This window comes from Streptomyces musisoli (assembly GCF_016741855.1).
GTDB classification, from domain to species: domain Bacteria; phylum Actinomycetota; class Actinomycetes; order Streptomycetales; family Streptomycetaceae; genus Streptomyces; species Streptomyces musisoli.
This window is the reverse complement of the sequence record NZ_JAERRH010000034.1, coordinates 21,150-38,728: the sequence shown is the minus strand read 5'-3', so window position 1 is coordinate 38,728 and position 17,579 is coordinate 21,150. Positions and strand designations below refer to the sequence as shown.

Annotated in this window: 2 protein-coding genes; both read right to left on the bottom strand. The window is 76.1% G+C overall.

Going from position 1 to position 17,579, the window contains the following annotated elements:
• A partial coding sequence (locus JK361_RS38145; RefSeq protein ID WP_201827242.1) for a type I polyketide synthase occupies nt 1-6,225 on the bottom strand: 6,225 nt, incomplete at its 3' end.
• A 113-nt stretch (nt 6,226-6,338) separates the two neighbouring features.
• Nucleotides 6,339-17,552: a type I polyketide synthase gene (locus JK361_RS38140; RefSeq protein ID WP_236054526.1), complete on the bottom strand. Its 11,214-nt coding sequence runs from the start codon at nt 17,550-17,552 to the stop codon at nt 6,339-6,341.
• Between the last annotated feature and the right edge of the window lie 27 nt (nt 17,553-17,579).

Below are 17,579 nucleotides of genomic sequence, written 5' to 3'. Positions count from 1 at the left end.
GACCGCGGAACCACGCAGGACGGCCAGCACGGGATGCCCGTTGCGGCGCGCGTCGGACAACCGCTCCAGGACGAGCATGCCGGCGCCCTCGGACAGGGCCGTGCCGTCCGCCGCGTCGGCGAAGGACTTGGCGTGGCCGTCGGCGGCGAGGTTGCGCTGCCTGCTGAAGTCGACGAACGTGTCGACGGTCGACATCACGGACACACCGCCGGCCAGCGCCAGGGTGCACTCGCCCTGCCGCAGCGCCTGCGCGGCCAGGTGCAGCGCCACCAGCGACGACGAGCACGCCGTGTCAACGGTGAGGGTCGGGCCCTCCAGGCCGAGGGCGTAGGCCACCCGACCGGAGGCCACACTGCCGAGGCTGCCGTTGCCGAGGTGGTCGCGGACGGACTCGGGAACCCGGCGCAGCCTGCTGCCGTAGTCGTGGTACATGACGCCGGCGAAGACACCGGTGCGGCTGCCGCGTACGGCGTGCGGGTCGATACCGGCCCGCTCCAGCGCCTCCCAGGAGGTCTCCAGCAGCAGCCGCTGCTGCGGGTCCATGGCCAGGGCCTCGCGGGGGCCGATGCCGAAGAAGTCGGGGTCGAAGTCGGCGGCGTCGTACAGGAATCCGCCCGACCGGGTGGAGGAGTGGCCGGCCTTGCCCGGCTCCGGGTCGTACAGGCCGTCCAGGTCCCAGCCGCGGTCGGTGGGGAAGGCGCCGATGCCGTCGCGGCCCTCGGCCAGCAGCCGCCACAGCTCCTCGGGCGTGTCGACGGCGCCGGGGTAGCGGCAGGCCATGGCGACGATGGCGACCGGCTCGTCCGCTTCCCGCACGGCAGCCTCGGCGGCGGCTTCGGCGGCGACCTCGGTGGCGATCTCTGCCTGCGCGCCGAAGAGTTCCGTCCGCAGGTATGCCACGAGCGCGCCCGCGTCCGGGTAGTCGAAGACGAGGGTGGCCGGCAGGCGCAGGCCGACGGCGTTGCCGAGCCGGTTGCGCAGTTCCACCGCCGTCAGCGAGTCGAAGCCCAACTCGCGGAAGGAGCGGCGCGGATCGAGCGCCATGTCGCTTCCGTGCCCGAGCACCGCGGCGACATGGGTGCGGACGAGTTCCAGTAGGGCCGTGTCGCGTTCGGCGGGACCGAGGGCGGCCAGCCGGTCGGCGGGCGACGAGGAGTCGGTGCGGGAGGCCGCGGTGCGGCGGGCGCGGGCGGGCACCAGACCGCGCAGCACGGCCGGGACGTCGTCGGCGCGGCGCAGCGCGGCCAGGTCGAGGCCGACCGGGAGCAGCAGCGGCTCGTCGGCGCTCAGGGCGGCGTCGAGCAGGCGCAGGCCCTGTTCGGTGGGCAGGGGGCGGACGCCGGCACGCGCCATGTGTGCCACGTCGGCGTCGGTGAGGTGTGCGGTCAGTCCGGTGCGCTGTTCCCAGAAGCCCCAGGCCAGCGAGTGCGCGGGCAGTCCGTGGTGCCTGCGGTGGGCGGCGAGCGCGTCGAGGAAGGCGTTGGCGGCGGCATAGCCGGACTGTCCGGCGCCGTCGACCGTGCCGGCGGCGGAGGAGAACAGCACGAACGCGGCGAGGCCGAGATCACGCGTCAGCTCGTGCAGGTGCCAGGCGGCGTCGGCCTTGGGGCGCAGCACGGCGTCCAGGCGCTCGGGGGTCTGGTCGGTCACCAGTCCGTCGTCGAGGACGCCGGCGAGGTGCACGACCGCGGTCAACGGGTGCCCGGACGGCGTCTCGGCGAGGAGGCGGGCCAGTTGCCCGCGGTCGGCGGCGTCGCAGCGGGCCACGACGATCTCCGCGTCCAGATCGGCGAAGTCGTCGGCGGCGGTGCCGCTGCGCCCGGCCAGCACCAGGCGGCGTACGCCGTGCGCGGCGACCAGGTGCCGGGCGACGAGGGCACCCAGCACACCGGTGCCGCCGGTGATCAGCACGGTGCCGTCCGGGTCGAGCGACGGCACCTGGTCCCGCGCCGCGGCCCGGGCCAGCCGGGGCACGTGCACCGTCCCGTCGCGCAGGGCGAGTTGGGGTTCACCGCTCGCCACGGCGGCGGCCACCGCGGCAGCGGCGTCACCCCGGTCGCGATCCCCGGTACCGGCCCCACCACGATCACGATCCACGGCACCGGCGTCACCACGGTCGCCGTCAACGGCCCCGGCCGTCACGGCATCTGCCTCAAGATCACGATCCACGGCACCGGCCTCACGGCGAACCGCGTCACCAGCCGACCCGGCACCGGCCCCACCGCGGTCACGGTCCACGGCACCGGCCGCCACGGCACCGGCGTCACCACCGTCGACGTCCACGAGTACGAACCGTCCCGGATGTTCGCCCTGGGCGGCCCGGACCAGGCCCCACACGGCGGCGCCCGCCAGGTCGGTGACGTCCTCCTCCCCCACCGTCACGGCACCCCGGGTGAGCACCAACAGCCGTGCGTCGGCCGTGCGTTCCTCGGCCAGCCAGTCCCGTACGACGGACAGGACCGTCCCGGCCGCCCGGCGGGAGCCGCCGAGCGGATCGTCGGCGTCCTGGACCGGGAGCACCGCCCACGCGGGCACGGTGTCCAGCGCGGCCGGGCCGCGCTCGTCCAGGACGGCGTACTCGGGTGCGGGAGCACCGGGCACGGGCAGCGCCGGCCAGTCCAGCCGGTAGAGGTCGTCGACGCGGGCACCGGCGTCGAGCGCGGCCGGGTCGGCCGGCCGGGAGACCAGGGCCTCGACCTCGGCGACCGGGGCGCCGGTGGGGTCGGCCAGCTGGAGGGACAGGGTCTCGCCGCCGTGCAGGCGGACGCGCAGGGCGGTGGCCCCGGCCGCGTGCAGCGAGACGCCGGTCCAGGAGAAGGGCAGCCGGGCGGTGTCCTGGGCGTCGGTGCCGAGGCCGTCGGCGTGCAGTGCGGCGTCGAACAGGGCCGGGTGCAGGGCGAACCTGTCCGCGTCGACGGGCAGTTCGACCTCGGCGAAGGTCTCGTCACCGCGTCGCCAGGCGGCGCGCAGGCCCTGGAAGGCCGGCCCGTAGGTGTAGCCGAGTCCGGCCAGCTCGGCGTAGGCGTCCTCGACCGGCACGGGCTCGGCGTCCCGGGGCGGCCAGGCCGTGAGGTCGAACGCGGGCGGGGTGGTCTGCGGGGCGAGCAGGCCGGTGGCGTGCGGGGTCCAGGCGGTGTCGTCGGCACCCTCGGGGCGGGAGTGGACGGTCAGCGCGCGGTGTCCGGTGGCGTCGGCGGCGGCCACACGCAGTTGCAGCTGGACCGCGCCACGACCGGGCAGCACCAGCGGGGCCTGGAGCGTGAGTTCGGCGAGGTGTCCGCAGCCGAGGTCGTGGCCGGCGCCCAGCACCAGCTCGACGAGGGCGGTGCCGGGCAGCAGGGTGGTGCCGGCCACGGCGTGATCGGCCAGCCATGGGTGGGTGGCGGTGGAGAGGCGGCCGGTGAACAGGGTGCCGCCCTCGGCGACCTGCACGGCGGCACCCAGCAGCGGGTGGCCGGTGGCCCTGAGCCCGGCGGCCGTGACGTCGCCGGTGCCGGTGGACCGGCCGAGCCAGTGGCGCTCGCGCTGGAAGGCGTAGGTGGGCAGGTCGGCGTGGCGTACGGGCATGCCGTCGAAGACGGCCGACCAGTCGACCGGGACGCCTGAGACGAAGGCTTCGCCCAGGGCGGCCAGGAAGCGTTCGGGGCCGCCGTTGTCGCGCTGGAGCGAGCCGAGGCCGGTGATGCCGGTGCCCGCGGCGTCGGCGGTCTCCTCGATGCTGTGCAGGAGCACCGGGTGGGGGCTGCACTCGACGAACACCCCGTACCCGGCGTCCAGCAGGGTGCGGGTGGCCGGCTCGAACAGCACGCTCTGCCGCAGGTTCGTGTACCAGTAGCCGGCGTCCAGGCCGGTGGTGTCGAGCCGGGCGCCGGTGACGGTGGAGTAGAACGGCACCTCGGCGGGCCGGGCCCGGACATCCGCCAGGTCGGCGAGCAGCCGTTCCCGGATCGACTCGACGTGGGCGCTGTGCGAGGCGTAGTCCACCGGGAGCCGCTTGGCGCGGCCGCCGCCCGCGACGATCGTGTCGCGGAGTTCGTCGAGGGCGTCGGCGTCGCCGGACAGCACCACGGAGGAGGCGCCGTTGACGGCGGCCACCTGGACCCGGCCGTCGTAGCCCGCGACGAGGTCGCGCACCCGGGTCTCGGGCAGGGCCACCGACATCATGCCGCCGCGGCCGGAGAGTCCGTGGGCGATGGCGCGGCTGCGCAGGGCCACGATGCGGGCGCCGTCGGCGAGGGAGAGCGCGCCGGCCACGCAGGCCGCGGCGATCTCGCCCTGGGAGTGGCCGATGACGGCGGCCGGCCGGACCCCGTGTACGCGCCACACCTCGGCGAGGGACACCATGATCGCCCACAGCACGGGCTGGACGACGTCCACCCGCTCCAGCGGTTGCCGCGCCCGCACGGTCTCGACGAGGTCCCAGTCGGTGACGGGCGCGAGGGCCGCGGCACAGTCGGCCATGCGCGCGGCGAACACGGGTGAGGTGTCGAGCAGATCGGCGGCCATGCCGGCCCACTGGGAGCCCTGGCCGGGGAAGACGAAGGCGATGCGGGACTCCCCCGCGGGCCTGCCGCGCACCACGTTCGGCGCGGCCCCGCCCTCGGCGAGTGCGGTGAGGCCCGCGGTGAGCGCGGGCAGGCCGGTGCCGGTGACGACCGCCCGCTCGTCCAGTGCGGCGCGTCCCGTGGCGAGCGTGTGGGCGATGTCGGGGACCGGGGCGGTGGCGGTGGTGAGGTGGTCGAGGAGCCGGCGGGCCTGGGCGGCGAGGCCCTGGTCGCCCTTGCCGGACAGCACCAGAGGAAGCGGACCGGTCCAGGAGGGATCCGCCGTCCGTGCCTCGGAGTCGGGGGCGGCCTCGACGATGACGTGGGCGTTGGTGCCGCTGATGCCGAAGGAGGACACGGCGGCGCGACGGGGCTCGCCCGCAGCGGGCCAGTCACGGGCCTCGGTGAGCAGTTCCACGGCGCCTGCCGCCCAGTCCACCCGGGAGGTGGGGCGCTCGGCGTGCAGGGTCCTGGGCAGCCGGCCGTGCCGCATGGCCATCACCATCTTGATGACGCCGGCGACTCCCGCGGCGGCCTGGGTGTGCCCGATGTTGGACTTGACCGAGCCGAGCCACAGCGGTTCCTCGCGGTCCTGGCCGTAGGTGGCCAGCAGGGCCTGTGCCTCGATCGGGTCGCCGAGGGGGGTACCGGTGCCGTGGGCCTCGACGGCGTGCACCTGGTGGGGCCGCAGGCGGGCGTCGGCGAGGGCGGCGCGGATGACGCGCTGCTGCGAGGGGCCGTTGGGGGCGGTGAGGCCGTTGGAGGCGCCGTCCTGGTTGACGGCGGTGCCGCGCACCACGGCGAGCACCGGGTGGCCGTTGCGCCGTGCGTCGCCGAGCCGTTCGAGCAGGAGGAGGCCGGCGCCCTCGCCCCAGCCGGTTCCATCGGCGCCCTCGGCGAACGACTTGCAGCGGCCGTCCAGGGCGAGGCCCCGCTGGCGGGAGAAGTCGATGAAGGTGTCGGGTGTGGACATCACCGTGACACCCCCCGCGAGGGCCAGGCCGCACTCGCCCGTGCGCAGTGCCTGCACCGCGAGGTGGAGGGCGACGAGCGAGGAGGAGCAGGCGGTGTCGACAGTGACGGCGGGCCCCTCCAGGCCGAGGACGTAGGAGACGCGTCCGGAGGCGACGCTGCCCAGGTTGCCGTTGCCGAGGTAGCCTTCCACGCCTTCCGGCACCTCGGTGAGCCAGCTGCCGTAGTCGTGGTACATGACGCCGGCGTAGATGCCGGTGCGGCTGCCGTTGAGGGTGTGCGGGTCGATCCCGGCGCGTTCGAACGCCTCCCAGGCGGTCTCCAGCAGCAGTCGCTGCTGCGGGTCCATCGCGACGGCCTCGCGCGGGCTGATGCCGAAGAAGCCGGGGTCGAACTGCGGGGCGTCGTACAGGAATCCGCCCTCGCGCACATGGGTCCTGCCGGGGGCGTCGGGGTCGGGGTCGTAGATGCCCTCGACGTCCCAGCCGCGGTCGGCGGGGAAGTCGCCGACGGCGTCCGTGCCGGCGTCGACCAGCTGCCACAGCTGCTCGGGTGTGCTGACGCCGCCGGGGTAGCGGCAGCTCATGGCGACGATCGCGACGGGCTCCTGCGCCGCCTCGGTGATCTCGTCGTTCTGCCGGCGCAGCCGCTCGTTCTCGAGCAATGACTCGCGCAGCGCCTCGACGATCTGCTCGACGGATGTGTCCACGGTCGGTGTCGCTCCCTGCTGGCTCGGCGGCGCTGGTGACGCGGTGGAGGGTGCGCCGGGGGACGGGGTGACCCGGTGCCGGACGCGGCGCGTCGTCCGACACCGGGGCGGGGTCACTGGGTGCCGCTGCGGTCGAGCGCGGCGCGCACCAGGTCGGCCACGGCCATGGACTTGATGTCCAGGGCCCGGTCGGCGGGGGCGGGGTCCGGTGCCTGCTCGGCGAGCTTCAGCAGGCTGTCGAGCAGGCCGGCGTCCCGGATGCGGGCGACGGGGATGCGGGAGATGAGGCCCTGAAGATCGCCGTCGTCGCCGTGGTGCGCCGTGCCGTCGTCCGTGGTCCCGGGGTCCGGCAGGAGCCGTTCGAGGAGGTGGCCGGCGAGCGCCGCGGGGGTGGCGTAGTCGAAGATCAGCGTGGACGGCAGCCGCAGTCCGCTGACCGCGTTCAGCCGGTTGCGCAGTTCGACGGCGGCGAGCGAGTCGAAGCCCAGTTCGGTGAAGGCGCGGCGCGGCTCGACGGCGGCCGGCCCGGCGTGGCCGAGGACGGCGGCCACCTCGGTACGCACCGCTTCCAGCACGGTGTGTTCGTGGTCGGCGGCGGGGAGTGCGGCCAGTTGCTCGCCGAGGGTGCGGGCGCGGTCGGCCTGGTCCGGGCGGGCGGTGACACCGGCCAGGGTGCGCAGTACGGCCGGCAGGTCGTCGCCGCGGCGGCGCAGGGCGGCGGTGTCCAGCCGTACGGGCAGCAGGGCGGGGCTGCCGGAGGCCACGGCGGTGTCGAACAGCTCCAGTGCTTCGGCCGGGTCGAGCGCGCCGGTGCCGGAGCGTTCGATGCGCTGCACCTCGGCCGCGTCGAGGCCGGCGCCCATGCCGCCGCCGGACCACAGGCCCCAGGCGAGGGAGGTGGCGGGCAGGCCGAGGGCGGCGCGGTGGGCGGCCAGCGCGTCGAGGAAGGCGTTGGCGGCGGCGTAGTTGCCCTGGCCGGAGGCGTCGATGGTGCCGGCCGCCGAGGAGAACAGCACGAAGTGGGCGAGTTCGCGGTCCCGGGTCAGCTCGTGCAGGTGCCAGGCGGCGTCCGCCTTGGGCCGCAGCACGGTGTCGAGGCGGGCCGGGGTCAGTGCGGTGACCAGGCCGTCGTCGAGGACGCCGGCGGTGTGGACGACGCTGTCGACGGGGCGGGTGGCGAGCAGGGCGGCGAGCGCGGCGCGGTCGGAGACGTCGCAGGCGACGATCTCGGCTTCGGCGCCCAGGTCCGTCAGGTCCGCGAGCAGTGCGGCGGCGCCGGGCGCCTTTGGCCCGCGGCGGCTCGTGAGCACCAGGCGGGTGACGCCGTGCCGTTCGGCCAGGTGACGGGCGACGAGGGCGCCGAGTCCGCCGGTGCCGCCGGTGACCAGGACGGTGCCCCAGGCGCGGTCGGCGACCGGGGTGTCGTCGGCGCGGACCAGGCGGGGCGCGTGCGCCCGGCCGTCGCGCCACCGCACCTCCGGCTCCCCGGAGTCGAGGAGGGCGGCCAGTGCGGCCCGGTCCGGGACGGGGCCGTCGGGCGCGGCCCGTTCGACGAGGAGGATCCGGCCGGGGTCCTCGGCCTGCGCGGCCCGTACCAGGCCGTGCACGGCGGCGTCGGCGAGGCCGCCGCCGGTGAGGACGACCAGCGTCGAACCGGCGTACCGCTCGTCGGCCGACCACGCCCGCAGGGTCTCCAGGGTGCGGCCCAGGGCGGTCCGCAGGGCGCCGGGCAGTCGCTCGCCCTCCGCGTGCGGGGCGGTGACCGGCAGGATCACCACGTCGGGGACGGGGGTGCCGAGCGCGTCCGGCCCGGGGTGCACGGGAGCGCCGAGGCCGAGGTCGTCGTCGCCGAGGACCGCCCAGGTACGGCGGTCGGGGCGCCCCGCGGTCTCGGGCAGCGGTTCGTCGGTGAGGGTGTACAGGTGGCGCCGCTGCCGGGTGAGCCGGTCGGCGGTGACCGGGCGGGTGGCGTACGACTCGACGGTGGCGAGGGGCCGGTCCTCGGGGTCCGTCAGTTCGATGCGGGTGCCGGCGGTGCCGTGGGTGACGCGCACGCGGGCGGTGAGGGAGCCGTGGGCGTGGACGGTGACGCCGGTCCAGGCGAAGGGCAGCGCGAGGGCGCCGGACCGTTCCCCGGGCTCGTCGTCCGGCTGGGACAGCAGGGAGGTGACGTGCAGGGCGGAGTCCAGCAGCGCGGGGTGCAGGGTGTGCCGGGCGGCGTCCTGCCCTGCGCTCGCGGGCAGTTCGAGTTCGGCGAGGAGGGTGTCGCCCTGCCGCCAGGCGGCTCGTACGCCGCGGAAGACGGGGCCGTAGTCGTAGCCCTCGTCGTGCAGGCGCGGGTAGAGCCCGGTGACGTCGAGCGGGGTGGCGCCGGGCGGCGGCCAGGCGCCGGGCGCGGGCGGGGCCGGGGGCGCGGGGGCGGGGCCGGTGAGGGTGCCGGTGGCGTGCCGTGTCCATTCCTCGTCGGCGGGGGCGTTCTCGGCACGCGAGTGGATCTCGACGGTGCCGTCGGCGCGGGCGGCGGCCTGGAGGCGTACGGCGGTGCCGGCGTCCAGCACCAGCGGGGCGTGCAGGGTGAGTTCCTCCAGGACCGGGCGCCCGGTGAGGCGTCCGGCGTGCAGGGCGAGGTCGACGAGTGCGGCGCCGGGTACCAGGACGGTGCCGAGTACGGCGTGTTCGCCAAGGACCGGGTGGGTGGCGGTGGAGATCCGGCCGGTGAGCAGCAGGCCGGCGTCGCCGGGGAGGTCGAGGCGGGCGCTGACCAGCGGGTGGCCGGCGGTGGTGAGGCCGTGCCCGGCGGCGTCCCCTGCGGTCACGGTGGCCGTGGGGAGCCAGTAGGGGCGGTGGTCGAAGGCGTAGGTGGGCAGTTCGATACGGCGGCCCGCGTAGGTCTCGTACAGCACCGCCCAGTCGACGTCCGAGCCCCGGGTGTGTACGGCGGCCAGGGCGGCGAGCAGACCGGGCAGGTGCGGGGTGTCCTTGCGGGCGGTGGGGATGAAGGCGGTGTCCTCGGCGTCGGGCAGGCAGTCGGGGCCCAGGGCGGTGAGCACGGGCGCGGCACCGAGTTCGAGGAAGGTGTCGGCGCCGTTCGCGGCCAGTGTCGCGACGGCGTCCGCGAAGCGCACGGTCTGCCGTACGTGCCCTGCCCAGTAGTCGGCGGAGCCCAGTTCGGCGGCGGTGGCCTGGGCGCCGGTGAGGGTGGAGACGATCGGCACGGCCGGTTCCGCGGCCTCGATGCCGGTCATGACCTCTCGGAACGCGGCGAGCATGGGCTCCATGCGGGGCGAGTGGAAGGCGTGCGAGACGCGCAGCCTGCGGGTGGTCGTGAAGTGGGCGGCGACCTCGGTGACGGCGTCCTCGTCGCCGGAGACGACCACGGCGCGTGGGCCGTTGACGGCGGCGATCGAGCACCGGTCGTTCAGCAGCGCCGCGACCTCCTCCTCCGGCGCCTGGACGGCGATCATCGCGCCGCCCTCGGGCAGGGCCTGCATGAGCCGGCCGCGGGCGGCGACGGCGGTGACGGCGTCCTGGAGCGACCACACGCCCGCGACGTGCGCGGCGGCGAACTCGCCGACGGAGTGGCCCGCCAGCCAGGCGGGGCGCAGCCCGAAGGACTCCAGCAGCCGGTAGAGCGCGACCTGTGTGGTGAACAGCGCGGCCTGGGTGTAGGCGGTCTGCTCCAGGATCTCGGCGGCGTCGCCGAGGACGACGTCGGCCAGGGGCCGCTCCAGGTGTTTGTCGAAGAGCGCCGCGGCCCGGTCGAAGTGTTCGGCGTAGACGGGGAAGGCGTCGTACCAGTCGCGGCCCATGCCGGGGCGCTGGGCGCCCTGGCCGGAGAACAGGTAGGCCAGGGTGCCGTCGGTGGCGGAGCCGGTGACGAGCAGGCCGGGTGCCTCGGTGCCGTGTGCCAGGGCGTCCAGCGCGGTGGTGGCCTGCTCGTCGCCGGTCGCGAGGAGCACGGCCCGGTGCGGGTGGGTGCCGCGGGTGGTGGCCAGGGCCAGGCCGAGGTCGGCGGGGGCGGTGCCGGTCAGCTCCAGCAGGCGGCGGGCCTGGCCGCGCAGGGCCTCGGCGGAGCGGGCGGAGACGGGGAGGGCGAGCACCGGCGGTGCGGTGGCGGGGTCCGCGTCCGGGGGCTCGGGCTCGGCGAACCCCTCCAGGATCACATGGGCGTTGGTGCCGCTGATCCCGAACGAGGACACGCCGGCCCGCCGGGCCCGGCCGGTCTCGGGCCACGGGCGCCGCTCGGTGAGCAGGGCCACGGCTCCGGTGCCCCAGTCGACCTGGTGGGACGGCGCGTCGACGTGCAGCGTCCGCGGCAGGACGCCGTTGCGCATCGCCATGACCATCTTGATGACGCCGGCGACACCGGCGGCGGCCTGGGTGTGCCCCATGTTGGACTTGACGGAGCCGAGCCACAGGGGTTCGTCGCGGTCCTGGCCGTAGGTGGCGAGGAGGGCCTGGGCCTCGATCGGGTCGCCGAGGGTGGTGCCGGTGCCGTGCGCCTCGACGGCGTCGACGTCGGCCGGGGCGAGTGCGGCTGCGGCCAGCGCGGCGCGGATGACGCGCTGCTGGGAGGGGCCGTTGGGGGCGGTCAGGCCGTTGGAGGCGCCGTCGGAATTGACGGCGGAGCCGCGGACCAGGGCGAGCACGCGGTGGCCGTTGCGGCGCGCGTCGGACAGGCGCTCGACGACGAGCATGCCGGCGCCCTCGCCCCAGCCGGTGCCGTCGGCGGCGGCCGCGAAGGACTTGCAGCGGCCGTCGGCGGCCAGTCCGCGCTGCCGGGCGAAGTCGACGAAGGTGTCCGGCGTCGACATGACGGTGACACCGCCGACGAGGGCGAGGTCGCACTCGCCCTGCCGCAGTGCCTGGGCCGCCAGGTGCAGGGTGACCAGCGAGGAGGAGCAGGCGGTGTCGACGGTGACGGCCGGCCCCTCCAGGCCGAGGGCGTAGGCGACGCGGCCGGAGACGACGCTGCCCAGGCTGCCGTTGCCGAGGTAGGCGGCGAGGTCCTCGGGGACGTCGGCCGACCAGGTGCCGTAGTCGTGGTACATGACGCCCGCGAACACACCGGTGCGGGAGCCGCGCAGCCGCTGCGGGTCGATGGCGGAGCGCTCCAGCGCCTCCCAGGACACCTCCAGCAGGAGCCGCTGCTGCGGGTCCATGGCGGTGGCCTCGCGCGGGCCGATGCCGAAGAAGCCGGGATCGAACTCGGCCGCGTCGTACAGGAAGGCGCCCTCGCGGGTGTAGGTGCGGCCGGGGGTGCCGGGCTCCGGGTCGTACAGCGCCTCGGTGTCCCAGCCGCGGTCGTCCGGGAAGCCGCCGACCGCGTCGACGCCGTCGGCGACGAGCCGCCACAGGTCCTCCGGGGAGCGGACCCCGCCGGGGTAGCGGCAGCCCATGCCGACGATGACGATCGGGTCGTCGTCGGCGGCGGTGGTGCCGTGGACGGCGGGGGTGGTCTCCTGCGTGCCGGCGCCGAAGAGGGTGTCGCGGATGTGGTCGGCGAGGGCGTGGGAGGTGGGGTGGTCGAAGACCAGGGTGGCGGGCAGCCGCAGTCCGGTGGCGGTGTTCAGCCGGTTGCGCAGTTCGACGGCGGCCAGCGAGTCGAAGCCGAGGTCGGTGAAGGCCCGGCCGGGGTCGACGGCGGACGGTCCGTCGTGCCGCAGCACGGCCGCCACCTCGGTGCGGACCAGGCCGAGCAGGGCGCGGTCGCGGTCGGCGGCGGGCAGCGCGGCGAGTCGCCAGCCGGTGGCCGTCGCGGGTGCGGTGGCGCTCGCCGTGGCCCGGCGGGTGACCGGGCGGACGAGGGTGGTCAGCAGGGGCGGTATGCCGTCGGGGCGGCGGCGTACGGCGGTGGCGTCGATCTCCACGGGCACCAGGCGGGGTGCGCGGGAGCGGAGGGCGGCGTCGAACAGCTCCAGTGAGCGTTCGGCGGACAGTCCGGGAATGCCGTGGCCCGCGATGCGCTGCCGGGCGGTGTCGTCGAGTGCGGCGCCCATGCCGCTGTCGGTGGCCCACAGGCCCCAGGCGAGCGCGGTGGCCGGCAGGCCGAGGGCGGCGCGGTGCTCGGCGAGGGCGTCGAGGTAGGCGTTGGCGGCGGCGTAGTTGCCCTGGCCGGGACCGTCGAGGACGGCGGCGAGGGAGGAGAACAGCACGAAGTGGGCAAGCTCGCGGTCCCGGGTCAGTTCGTGCAGGTGCCAGGCGCCGAGCGCCTTGGCGTGGAAGACCTCGTCCACCATCTCGTCGGTGAGGGTGTCCACGATGCCGTCGCGGAGGGTGCCCGCCGCGTGGACCACGGAGTCGACGGGGTGCTCCGCGAGCAGGCGGCGCAGCGCCTCGCGGTCGCCGACGTCGCAGGCGGCGACGGTCACCTCGGCGCCGAGCGCGGTGAGTTCGCCGAGCAGTTCGGGGGCGTTGCCGCGGCGACCGGCGAGCACCAGGCGGCGCACGCCGTGGGTGCGGACCAGGTGCCGGGCGAGCAGCGCGCCGAGGCCGCCGGTGCCGCCGGTGACGAGGACGGTGCCCCAGTCGGTGGCGGGCTCTCCCCCGGCGGGCTGCGCGGTCAGCCTCGGCACCGCGAACTGCCCTTCGGTGACGGAGAGTTCGGGTTCGCCGGTGGCGAGGATACTGCGCAGTTCGGCATCGGAGGGCAGCGCCTCGTGCTGGAGGAGGACGTAGCGGCCGGGGTGCTCCGCCTGGGCGGAGCGGACCAGGCCGCGGACGGCCGCGTGGGCGGGGCTGGCGGGCGGGGTGACGACGACGAGCCGGGCGCCGGCGAGGCGTTCGTCCGTCTGCCAGGTGCGCAGCAGCCGCAGTACGTCACGGACGTGGGCGCGCGCCGCGGTGGCGTCGGCGTCCGCCGGGCCGCCCACGCGGTGCACGACGGCGTCCGGGGCGGGGTGGGCGAGCAGGGCGCCGATTCCGTCGGCTCCGCCGTCCAGGACGGCGGTGCGCAGGGGTGCGGTGGTCGCCGGCCGGGGGTACGGCGACCACCGCACGGCGTACAGGACGTCGCCGGCCGGTACGGGGCGGGAGGTCAGGGCCTCGACGGACGCCACGGGGGTGCCGGTGGCGTCGGCGAGGCGCAGGGTGAGCGTGTCGCCGCCGCCACGGGTGATCTTCACGCGCAGGGCGTGCGCGCCGCTCGCGTGCAGGGTGACACCGGCCCAGGCGAACGGCACCAGCACCTCGGGGCGCGGCGGGGTGTCGAGGTCGGCGGCGTGCAGCGCGGCGTCGAGGAGCGCGGGGTGCAGGCCGAACGCGGCCGCGTCGGCGGCGGTGTCCTCGGGCAGGGCCACTTCGGCGTAGATGTCGTCACCGTGCCGCCAGGCGGCGCGCAGTCCCTGGAACGCGGGACCGTAGCCGTAGCCCTGCCCGGCGAGGCCGGCGTAGACGCTCGTGGTGTCGAGCGGCCGGGCGTCGCGCGGTGGCCATGCGGTCAGGTCGGCGTCGGCGGCCGGGGTGGCGGCCCGGGTGAGGACGCCGGCGGCGTGCCGGGTCCAGGGGGCCGCTTCGTCGGCGCGGGTGTGGACGGTGACACCGCGGCGGCCGGTGTCGTCGGGTTCGCCGACGGCGACCTGGACGGCGACGTCGGCGTCGGCGCGCAGCACGAGCGGGGTGCCGAGGGTCAGCTCCTCCAGGGCGTTCGCGCCCACGTGGTCGCCCGCCCGCAGGGCGAGTTCGACGAAGGCGGTGCCGGGGAACAGCACCCGCCCGGCGATGACGTGGTCGGCGAGCCAGGGCTGGGTACGGGGGGACAGCCGGCCGGTGAGTACGACGCCCTCGGCGCCGACGGCTGCCACGGCCGCGAGCAGCGGGTGGCCCGCGGGGAGCTGGCCGAGGCCCGTGGCGTCGCCGGCGGTGCTCTGCTCCAGCCAGAAGCGGCGCCGCTGGAAGGGGTAGTGGGGCACGTCGATGCGGCGGCCGCCCAGGCCGGCGAAGTGCCGGTGCCAGTCGACGGGGACGCCCCGGGCGTGAGCCGCGCCGAGCGCGGTGACGGCCTCGCGTGCCTCGGGCCGCTCGCGCCGCAGGACGGGCAGGAAGGCGGTGCCGGGTGCGTCGGTGCAGTCGGGGCCCATGGCGGACAGCACCGCGTCGGGGCCGACCTCCAGGAACGTGCGCACCCCGGCGTCGGCGAGCGTGCGCACGGCGTCGTGGAAGCGGACCTTGGCGCGGACGTGTTCCACCCAGTACTCGGGGTCGCACAGCTCGGAGGTGACGGCGGTACCGGTGACGGTCGAGACGACCGGCAGCTTCGGCTCGGCGTAGTCCAGGACGTGCACGACGCGCCGGAACTCGGCCAGCATGGGTTCCATCAGCGGCGAGTGGAAGGCGTGGCTGACCCGCAGGCGCTTGGTGTCGTGGCCGCGCGCGGCGAGTTCGGCGGCGATGCGCTCGACGTCGGCGGCGTCGCCGGAGATCACGACGGCGGCGGGCCCGTTGACGGCGGCGATGCCGGTGCGCGGGGTGAGCAGCGGCGTCACCTCCTTCTCGGCGGCGCGTACGGCGGCCATGGCGCCGCCCTCGGGGAGTCGCTGCATGAGCCGGCCGCGGGCGGCGACCAGGATCGTCGCGTCCTGGAGGGTGAGCACGCCGGCCACGTGGGCGGCGGCGATCTCGCCGACGGAGTGCCCGGCGAGCTGGTCCGGGGTCAGGCCCCAGCTCTCCAGGAGGCGGTGAAGGGCGACCTCCAGGGCGAACAGGGCGGGCTGCGCGTACTCGGTGCGGTGCAGCAGTTCGGCCTCGGGGGTGCCGGGTTCGGCGAACAGTACGTCCTTCAGCGGCCGGTCGAGCTGGAGGTCGAAGTGGGCGCAGGCGTCGTCCAGGGCGTCGGCGAACACCGGGTGGGTGGCGGCGAGTTCACGGCCCATGCCGGTCCGCTGGCTGCCCTGCCCGGTGAACAGGAAGCCGAGTTCGCCGTCGGTGCGGCCGGTGAGGGGGGTGGCGCCGGAGGCCAGGCCGTGGAGGGCGGCGCGTAGTTCGGCGCGGTCGGCGGCGACCAGCACGGCCCGGTCGTGCAGGGCGGCCCGGGTGGTGGCCAGCGAGTGGGCGAGGTCGAGCGGGTCGGCCTCGTCGGCCAGGGGCAGCAGATCGGCGGCGCGGGCTCGCAGGGCGGCCTCGCCCCGGGCGGACAGGGCGAAGGGCAGCGGCGCGGCGGCGGCCCCCTCCGGGCGAGCGCCCGCGCCGACGGCCCTCGACCCGGCCTCCGGCTCCTCGGGAACGCCACTGCCCGGGCGCCCCGACAACACCGCGCCGCCCCTGCCGCCGGGCTCCGACCGCACCGGAATGCCGCTGCCGCCGGGCTCCGGCTCGGCCTCACTGCCACCGTCGCCGGACTCCGACCGCACGGGTATGCCGCTGTCGCCGGACTCCGGCCGCACCGCGCTGACCCTGTCGCCGGACTCCGGCTCGGCCTCACTGCCACCGTCGCCGGACTCCGGCCGCACCGCGCTGCCGCTGTCGCCGGACTCCGGCCGCACCGCGCTGCCGCTGTCGCCGGGCTCCGGTCGCTCCGGGGCGCCGCTGTCCTCGGGCCTCTCCCGCACCGCGCTGCCCTTGTGGCCGGTTCCGGGCCGTCCGGGAATGCCGGGGCCCTCCGGCTCGTGCTCGGGCTCCGGCTCCGGCAGCACCGCGGTGCCCTTGCGGCCGCCGGCCCCAGGACGCTCCGGGACGGTGCTGTCCTCCGGGGCCGGCTGTTCCAGGATGACGTGCGCGTTCGTGCCGCTGACACCGAACGACGACACGCCTGCCCGCCGGGCCCGGCCGGTCTCGGGCCAGGGGCGCTCAGCGGTGACGAGCTGCACGGCCCCGGACGACCAGTTGACGTGCGGGGTGGGCGTGTCGACGTGGAGGGTCGCCGGTATCGACCCGTGGCGCATGGCCAGGATCGCCTTGATCATGCCCGCGGCGCCGGCGGCGGCCTGGGTGTGTCCGAGGTTGGACTTGACGGAGCCGAGCAGCAGCGGAGCGTCGGCGGGCCGGTCCTGGCCGTAGGTGGCGAGCAGCGCGGTCGCCTCGATGGGGTCGCCGAGCCGGGTGCCGGTGCCGTGCGCCTCGACCACGTCGACGTCGGCGGCGGTGAGACCGGCGTCGGCCAGTGCGCGGCGGATCAGCCGCTGCTGTGCGGTGCCGTTGGGTGCGGTCAGGCCGTTGGAGGCGCCGTCCTGGTTGACGGCGGAGCCGCGGACGACGGCCAGCACGCGGTGCCCGTTGCGGCGGGCGTCGCTCAGCCGCTCCAGGACGAGCACGCCGACGCCCTCGGCGAACCCGGTGCCGTCCGCCGCGGCGGCGAACGCCTTGCAGCGGCCGTCGGGCGCGAGACCCCGCTGCCGGCTGAAGGCGGTGAACACACCGGGACCGCCCATCACGGCCACACCGCCCGCGAGCGCGAGCGAGGACTCGCCCTGCCGTAGCGAGCGGCACGCCAGGTGGACGGCGACCAGGGAGGCGGAGCAGGCGGTGTCGACGGTGACCGCCGGGCCTTCGGCGCCGAGCACATAGGCGACCCGGCCGGAGATGACGCTGTTGGCGTTCCCCGCGAGCAGGTAGGCGTCGAGGCCGTCCGGGGCGTCGTGCAGGCGCGGGCCGTACTCCTGGATCTCGGCGCCGAAGAACATGCCGGCCGGGGTGCCGCGCAGCGCCGTGGGGTCGATGCCGGCGTCCTCCAGGGCCTGCCAGGAGGTCTCCAGGACGAGCCGCTGCTGCGGGTCCATGCCGAGCGCCTCGCGCGGGCTGATGCCGAAGAAGTCGGCGTCGAACTCGGTGGCGGTGTCGAGGAATCCGCCGCTGCGGACGTAGGTGCTGCCGGGTACCTCGGGGTCCTCGTCGTACAGGGCGTCGAGGTCCCAGCCGCGGTCCTGGGGGAACCCGGACAGCACCTCGCCGCCCTCGGTCAGCAGGTCCCACAGGTCGGCGGGCGAGGAGACGCCGCCGGGGAACCGGCAGCCGATGCCGACGACGGCGATCGGTTCGTCGCCGGCGCCGTCACCGGCCGGCTCGGCGTGGTCGTCCGTGGTGCCGTGGACTTCGGCGAGCAGCCGGGCGGCCAGGTCGTGGACGGTCGGGCAGTCGTAGGCGAGGCCGACCGGCAGGTCCAGCCCGGTGCGCTCGGTCAGCCGCCGGTGCAGGTCGACCGCGGCCAGCGAGTCGAGCCCCAGGGCGGAGAGCGGGGCGGCCGGGTCGAGGGAGTCGACGGTGCCCGGCCGGGCCGCCTCGATCACCTCGGTCACGGCGGTCCGTACCAGTTCGGTGACCAGCCTGCGGTGCTGGGACGGTACGGCCGTGGCGAGCCGTCGTGCCAGAGCTGAGTCGTGTCCGGGCCCGTTCATCCACGCATCTCCACTTTCGGCCGACAC

Coding starts and splice junctions, on each gene's coding strand:
- JK361_RS38140 (WP_236054526.1), bottom strand. CDS start 17,552: ATGAACGGGCCCGGACACGACTCAGCTCTGGCACGACGGCTCGCCACG.